3 protein-coding genes are annotated in these 7,442 nt (G+C 39.0%); all 3 read left to right on the top strand.

Going from position 1 to position 7,442, the window contains the following annotated elements; genetic code table 11:
* On the top strand, positions 1-3,229 hold a 3,229-nt coding region (locus tag ACO1O5_RS22840; protein ID WP_486274440.1), incomplete at its 5' end, for a glycoside hydrolase family 38 N-terminal domain-containing protein.
* A 71-nt stretch (positions 3,230-3,300) separates the two neighbouring features.
* Complete coding sequence (locus ACO1O5_RS22835; protein ID WP_486274438.1) at positions 3,301-5,385, top strand: right-handed parallel beta-helix repeat-containing protein; 2,085 nt, start codon at positions 3,301-3,303, stop codon at positions 5,383-5,385.
* A gap of 117 nt (positions 5,386-5,502) precedes the next feature.
* Entirely contained in the window at positions 5,503-7,440 is a 1,938-nt protein-coding gene (locus ACO1O5_RS22830; RefSeq protein WP_486274437.1) for an SGNH/GDSL hydrolase family protein, read from the top strand.
* Positions 7,441-7,442: the final 2 nt, after the last annotated feature.

Below are 7,442 nucleotides of genomic sequence, written 5' to 3'. Positions count from 1 at the left end.
TGGTTACGCCAAAGAAATCAGTGGTGAAAATATCAGTTATTTTTCTGCCTTCCCCGATTATGCAACTACTGCTTTATTAACCCGGGCAACTGACGGAAAAAAGGTTATTGAATGGGAGACCGCGCCTGTTCCAAAAAATGCAAAAGGTAAATACGTATATTTTAGTTGGGTCGCAGGCCACTCTTCAGGCACCAGCGGCGGTAACCGTAATTTTGATTTGTATGTTAATGACAAAAAGGTTTTGACTTTTACTACATTACCAAACCATCAAAAACCTAATTGGGAATTTGTTGCGCCGGATAGTTCCGCACTGGTATTTGAACAAACAAAAAGAGATGGAGCAAACGACGCTCATGGGTTTAATTATTTGAGGCTTCCTCTAAGCAGCGTCAAACCGGGCCTCCCCGTTACCATTAAAGTAATTGGCAAGGCGCAAGACAGCAACGACTGGTATATGGCCTTCAAATTTTCATTTGAGGAAAAGGTCGACATACATCCTATGCCATTTCTTTTAAAAAATGGCAAGCAACCTGTTGTATTAACTGCTTTACATTTTGGGAAAAATGAAACGCTGCGGGTTAGGGTTAATCATAAGGAATTGTATTCATTTATCGAAAAGGATGGAATCAACAATTTTGATATTCCGGTAAATGCCGTTACAGATAAAGACAGTGTTTTTATAAATATTTCTGTTGGTAAAAAAGCACTGGTAGATAAATATGTATATCTGAATCCGGTAGTTTACAGGGAACTGAATTTCATTCATAATTCACATACCGATATAGGCTACTCGAATGTTCAGCCTGAGATAGTAAAAATCCATAATAAAAATATTGATGATGCATTGCGCATGGTTGATAAAACAAAAGACTATCCTGAGGATGCAAAATTTAAATGGAATGTCGAATCTCTTTGGGCTGTTGAAAATTATTTACAACAGGCTACTCCTGCTCAAAAAGGGAAATTTATTGCGGCAGTAAAGGAAGGCAGTATTGGCTTATCCGGATTATATAGCAATATTCTAACGGGTATGAGTGAGCCTGAAGAAACTTTTCACTATACCGATTATGCTGAAAAACTGAGGAAAGAATTTGGATTTACCATCAACAGTGCGATGATCTCTGATGTTCCGGGATATGCCTGGACAACGGTAACTGCTCTTGCCAAAGGAGGTGTAAAATATTTCTCAAGCGGGCCTAATTTCCTCGGCGAGAGTCATCCCTATTTGGGAGACCGGGTTGGATATTTTTTAAAGACCTGGGGTGACAAGCCGGTTTGGTGGACTTCTCCTTCAGGTGACGAAAAGATTCTATTTTGGACTGCGGGAAAAGGATACTCCTCATGGCATGGAACTGGCCCTGGAGGCGTATTTGACAGGGGCCCTAAAAAAATTGCTGCTTATTTGGATGAATTGACTGCAGAAAAATATCCGTACGATATAGTGCAGTGGCGATATAATATTGTTTCTGATAATGGCCCAATTGATACGACCATTTCAGATTTTGTAAAGCAATGGAATGAAAAATATGCATCCCCGAAAATCATCTTAAATACTACACAAGAACTTTTTGAAAAATTCGAAAAAAAATATGGGAGCAGCATCCCGGTGGTAAAAGGAGACATAACGCCTTACTGGGAAGATGGCGCCCTTTCCACAGCTTATGAAGAAGGAAAAAACAGGATAAATAGTTTGCGCCTGCAACAACTTACTACTTTGTATTCGATGCTTAATCCTAAAGAATATGATAAAGACAAATTTTATGAAGCCTGGAGAAATATCATCATGTTCCATGAACATACCTGGGGTGCTTATAACAGTATTTCAGAGCCGGACTTACCATTTGTTACTGAACAATGGCACATAAAAAAACAATTCATGTTGGATGCTGATAACGAAGTTGATTCTTTAGAGAAAAATTTGTTTCAGCCTTTAAGTAATATTCAATCAAAAAAAATTGCGGTATTTAATACATCTTCCTGGAGTCGTAGCGGTCCTGTAATTATTCCGGCAAATGTTACCGGGAAGTCCGTAAAAAATGCTTCAGGGCAAATAACGCCTTTGCAGAAATTAAATGATGGTACATCTGTTTTTATTGCGGGTAGCGTGCCACCGTTAGGAACTTCTGTTTTTGAAATTACAGATCAAGAAGCACCTTCGGTAAGAGAAAATTTTATAATTACTGACAGCTCTTTATCTAACGGACATGTATGGTTGCAATGGGATAAAACCAGCGGAAGTATAACAACTTTGGAAGATGGCACTGATTTCAATTATGCAGGAAGTTTTAACAACCAGGGATTGAACAGTTATTGGTATGTACCGGGCTACAATCCTGCAGATGCTGAAACAAACGGGAAGGTGCAGGTAAAAGTTTTGGAACACGGACCGGTGCTTACTACTATTGCAATAACTTCTGATGCGCCCGGCGCCAATAGACTGGAAAGGAGAGTATCCTTATATGCTGAAAGCAATGAAGCAGAAATTGATAATATTATCGATAAGAAAGCTATCAGAAAAAAAGAGGCGGTTCATTTTGGATTCCCTTTTAATTCATCGCTTGTTAACACAACGGTAGACGCAGGTTACGGCACCATGAAATACCTCGCAGATCAGTTACCGGGATCGAACATGGACTTTCTTTATGGCAGAAGATGGTTAGACGCCTCAATGGCCCGCAAAGGTTTGCAATTAATATTACTCGAAACGCCTTTATTGGAACCTGATAGTATGATTGACGAAAGATTACTGGTAAATCAACGCCTTAAAAAGTGGAAAAAAGATGGCAAGCCAACGTCTACCTGGTTTAGTTATGCCATGAATAATTACTGGTATACAAATTATAAAGCTGACCAGGAAGGGGTTGCTCATTTCAGGTACGCATTAAGGCCTCATGGAATGGTCAATTCTTCAGAGATGGAAAAATATGCCTCGGCATTTACACAACCATTAATAGCAATACCGGTCAAAAATGAAGAAGCACTTCCCAAAGAATTGTTTGGATTAACAAATAACCGCATTGTAGTTACCAGCATTACTCCTGGCGGAAATGGGGATTACCTCTTAAGGATGTATAACCCTGAACCTGCAGCAGAAAAAACAGGATTTATCTGGAAAAGTCTTAAGCCTTTAAATCTTATAAATGTTGACACTGGAATACAAATTCCGGTCGATGAAAATATTACAATAGATGGTATGGTGGTAGTAGACATAATATTAAAAATGCATTAAAGAGGACATAAGGTGATATAGAAGTTTTTGTAACGCCACGCATGTATTCAAAAAATAAATAAGAAACGATTATGCTGAAAATATTCTTTACGATTGCAATATCAGGCATCCTTCTTCCGGCCTTTGCCGGTGATATCTCTATATATGTGTCGCCAGATGGAGGTGGTAACGGTTCCGCACAAACGCCAACAACTTTGCAAAAGGCAATAGCAATGCTTCCCGGTTTAAAACAATCAAATCCAAAAGGAATGATTACTATTTTTCTTAATGATGGTGAATATAACCTGGAGAAACCGATCCAAATTAACTCAGAAAATGGCGGCACCGGTGATTTGCAAATTATCTTTAAGGCGTTGCCCAATGCGCATCCTGTTGTAAGTGGCGGAGAAAAAGTTACTTTAAAAGGAACCAAAATTTTATCTGCAGTAGTTCAGCATGCGGATAGTATAAAACCCTATGATTTGTACGTTAATGGCAAAAGAGCCGTTAGAGCAAGAACACCAAATATTGATAACTATTTCACCCTGGGAAAAGTAATCAATGTTCCGGATAGTGAAAATAAAATGCGATTCACGCAACAATTCCAAATTCCACTAGAAGAGTTTAAAACACTGGCATCATTACCAAAAGGCGATTTGCAAAACGTATGGTTTAATATGTATCACAAGTGGGATAATACTATGCGAACGATCGATTCATTAAACTCTGCCGATACATCATTTTATTCAACCGGCACTATCAATGGCGATTGGGCATTGTTAGGAAAGCCGGCTATGTTTTATTTTGAAAATTATCCCGCTGCCTTAGATACAGTGAATGAATGGCAATTGGAAAATGATATGATTAAATATCTTCCGCAAGGAAATTTGAGCGAAGTGCACGCAGTCATCCCGGTCCTGGAAAAGTTATTGATTATACAAGGCGATTCAACGCATCCCGTAGAAAATATTTTGTTTGATGGCATTGCGTTTAAGTATTGCAACTATATTTTTGACGGCTATGAAGCCTACCAGGCCGCTCAAAAAATTGATGCCGCTATAATGATTGACAATGCGCAAAACATTCGCTTCAACAATTGTGAAATTGCACATACCGGGCAATATGCTATTTGGCTTCGGAAGGGAGTGCAACATTGTGAAATTACGAATAGCTACCTGCACGATTTAGGTGCCGGTGGTATCAGGATCGGTGAAACGGTTATTCGCGAAAACAAGGCTCAATGGACGTCTTATAATAAAGTGGACAATTGTATTATACATTCCGGCGGATTAGACTTTCCTTCTGCTGTTGGAATCTTTATTGCCCAGTCAGGGAATAATATTATTTCTCATAACGATGTTGGCGATTTCAGGTACACCGGCATTTCGGTAGGATGGATTTGGGGATATGCGTTTAGCCCTTCCGTTAGTAACAAAATAATCTACAACCATATTCATCATATTGGGCGGGGTATATTAAGTGATATGGCTGCCGTTTACACATTAGGAATTTCTAACGGTACCGAGGTAAGCCATAACCGGGTTAACGATATATATTCTTATGACTATGGCGGATGGGGACTTTACACAGACGAAGGTTCATCCAATATTTTATTGGAAGATAACCTGGTGTACCATACAAAAACGGGAGGCTTTCACCAGCATTATGGTGAAAATAATATCATACGAAATAACATTTTCGCTTTTAATAAAAAATTCCAGGCACAGTTTTCAAGGATTGAACAACATCACAGTCTTGATTTTAAAAATAATATTATACTAACGGACAATGGGTACTTTCTACAAGGCGCCTGGCAAACGGGAAATGTTACTCTCGACAGCAATTGCTATTGGAACATGAATAACAACAAAGTTGTTTTTATTCAATCTACCGGCTCTTATGGCGCCAATCCGCAAAACTATTTAACGCTTAAAGAATGGCAGCAAAAGAGTGGAAAGGATTTGCATAGTATCATGCAGGACCCCGGTTTTGTGAATGCAAAAGATTATGACTTCAGACTTAAAAATCACTCAATAATAAATAAGATCGGCTTTAAACCATTTGATATTAATGCAGCGGGAGTTACGGGTGATAAGCAATGGAAAGAATTAGCGAAATTACCTAAAGAGGTTATTGAAGCATTTGATTCATCTGTCGATAGAAACATGTTACAATAAATGGAACAGTTTTAAAAAACGGCAAAGATTTTACCCGGTTGGTACAATTGAAACAGAAGCTGGTGCAAATAGTAGCTCGTTAATAATTGATCATATAAATAACTCATAAATAAAAAGATGCTAAGAAAAAGATTTACGATTGCCAGCATTTTTTGCCTGTTAATAGTAGCAGGATATTCACAAACTCCTGCGAGATCAATGTGGCATGGTTTTGAAAAAGAGTCATTCTCAATTGAGGGACAGAGTGCTTACATTGTACAACCTGGTCATTCATTACCAGGTAACCCGTGGGTATGGCGTGCCTATTTTCCAGACTGGCACTATGAAATGGATAGCATCTTATTATCAAGAGGTTTTCATATTGCGTTTATTGGTTGCCGTGATATGTATGGCAGCCCTGCATCCATGAGAATTTGGGAAGTGTTTTATCAATACCTTATCAGTCATTATTCGCTGGCAAAAAGATCCGTCTTGGAAGGTGTAAGCCGGGGCGGATTATATATTTATGAATGGGCAAAACGAAATCCCGAAAAAGTAAGTTGCATCTATGCCGAAGCGCCCGTTCTTGATATAAAAAGCTGGCCGGGTGGTAAAGGAAAAGGCGTCGGAAGTACTGATGATTGGAAAAAATGTTTAGCTGCTTATTCGTTTACTGAACAGGAAGCGCTCAATTTCCGCGATAATCCAATTGATAATATTGAATCATTGGCTGAGTATAAAATACCTGTTGTTCACGTAGTGTGCGCAAGCGATAGCGTGGTTCCCATTGCAGAAAATACAACCATCCTGGCTGCAAAATACCTGCGCCTTGGAGGCTCTATAAAAATTGATACCATGGGAAATAGTATTTCTTTGATGGGTCATCATTTTAATATCGACCATCCTGAACATTATGCTGATTTCATTACGCAACATGCTGTTCCCGTTACAGAGACATTATCTTCCAAAGCATTTATTGAACCAAACGGAGGATTGAATAATACAATCTCGAATATCAGGAATAAACGAAAGCTAACGGTGGCTTTCTTTGGCGGCTCTATTACGTATAACCACGGTTGGAGAGATAAAGTTTGCCAGTATTTGCAGGAAACCTATCCGCAAACAAGTTTTACATTTATTCCGGCCGGTATTCCTTCTTTAGGAAGTGTGCCACACGCATTTCGTTTGCAGAGCGATGTTTTAAATAAAGGCAAAATTGATCTCCTTTTCCTGGAAGCTGCCGTCAACGATCATGCTAATGGAACCGATTCGTTATTGCAGGTTCGGGCAATGGAAGGTATTATTCGTCATTCGTTAACTGCAAATCTTTTCATGAATATTGTGTTGATGGCTTTTGCCGATGAAGATAAGAATCATGATTTTGATAATAATATCGAGCCGCTCGAAGTTAAGGTACACCGGCAATTGGCTGCCTATTATCATCTGCCGTTTATCAACCTTGCTAAGGAAGTATATGAAAGAATAAAGCTTGGCGAATTTACCTGGAAAGATGATTTTAAAGATTTGCACCCTTCTCCCTATGGTCAAAATATTTACTATCAATCCATAAAGTCCCTGCTTCAAATTGCGTCTATGCAATATAGTAAGGAAGGTGATTCAGCAGTAAAACTTCCCCACCCGCTAAACAAAAATTCTTATAATAGCGGAGTTTATGAAGATGTCCATCATGCATCAGATATTCATGGATTTTCGGTTGTCGATAATTGGAAACCATCTGATCAAAAAGAGACAAGGGAAGGATTTGTAAATGTTCCTGTTTTGGAAGGGACAAAACCTGGAAGTTCTTTCACATTTTCATTCAACGGAAATGCGGTAGGTATAGCTATTGTGTCAGGGCCTGATGCAGGCGTTATCGAATACCGGGTTGATAAAGGCAAAGTCCGAACTATGAATCTTTTTACCCAATGGAGCAATTCGTTGCATCTGCCGTGGTATTTGATTTTAGCAGATGGTTTGCAAACAGGAAGGCACCTGCTGGAAGTGAAAATAGTTTCAACTAAAGGTGAACCTGGGGGCAACGCATGCCGCATTGTACACTTCCTCGTGAATAAATAATT

The sequence above is a fragment of the Ginsengibacter sp. genome (assembly GCF_057362405.1).
The sequence above is the reverse complement of the archived record's forward strand: the minus strand, read 5'-3'. Positions and strand labels throughout refer to the sequence as shown.

Coding starts and splice junctions, on each gene's coding strand:
- ACO1O5_RS22830 (WP_486274437.1), top strand. CDS start 5,503: ATGCTAAGAAAAAGATTTACGATTGCCAGCATTTTTTGCCTGTTAATA.
- ACO1O5_RS22835 (WP_486274438.1), top strand. CDS start 3,301: ATGCTGAAAATATTCTTTACGATTGCAATATCAGGCATCCTTCTTCCG.